This is a genomic window from Neisseria sp. P0019.S002 (assembly GCF_051957155.1).
Taxonomy (GTDB): domain Bacteria; phylum Pseudomonadota; class Gammaproteobacteria; order Burkholderiales; family Neisseriaceae; genus Neisseria; species Neisseria perflava.
Genome location: NZ_JBQCWS010000122.1, coordinates 1 through 396 on the forward strand (window position 1 = coordinate 1; position 396 = coordinate 396).

Below are 396 nucleotides of genomic sequence, written 5' to 3' on the forward strand. Positions count from 1 at the left end.
ATCCAAAGGCATTTCTTTAGTAATAATGCCACCCTCACTACCACGCATTGGATTAGGTTTTTGATGGCGTTTCACAACATTAACACCCTCAACAACAACTTTATCACCCAACACTCGAACTACTTGACCTTGCTTACCTTTATCTTTACCGGTAATCACTACACCCTGATCGCCTTTAATGATCTTATTCATCGCGCTATTCCTTATAATACTTCAGGCGCCAATGAAACGATTTTCATAAATCGCTCAGTACGCAATTCACGGGTTACCGGACCAAAAATAAGGGTACCCAGAGGTTCAAGTTTATTATTCAACAACACAGCAGCATTGTTATCGAATTTAATTAACGCACCATCAGGACGACGCACACCCTTAGCATGTCTATTATACACATCT

Annotated in this window: 2 protein-coding genes; both read right to left on the reverse strand. The window is 40.4% G+C overall.

Going from position 1 to position 396, the window contains the following annotated elements; all coding sequences use genetic code 11:
• A partial coding sequence (gene rplX, locus ACTHTY_RS11870) for a 50S ribosomal protein L24 (protein WP_440367829.1) occupies window positions 1-192 on the reverse strand: 192 nt, incomplete at its 3' end.
• Window positions 193-203: 11 nt separating this feature from the next.
• On the reverse strand, window positions 204-396 hold a 193-nt coding region (locus tag ACTHTY_RS11875), incomplete at its 5' end, for an uL14 family ribosomal protein (protein ID WP_440367830.1).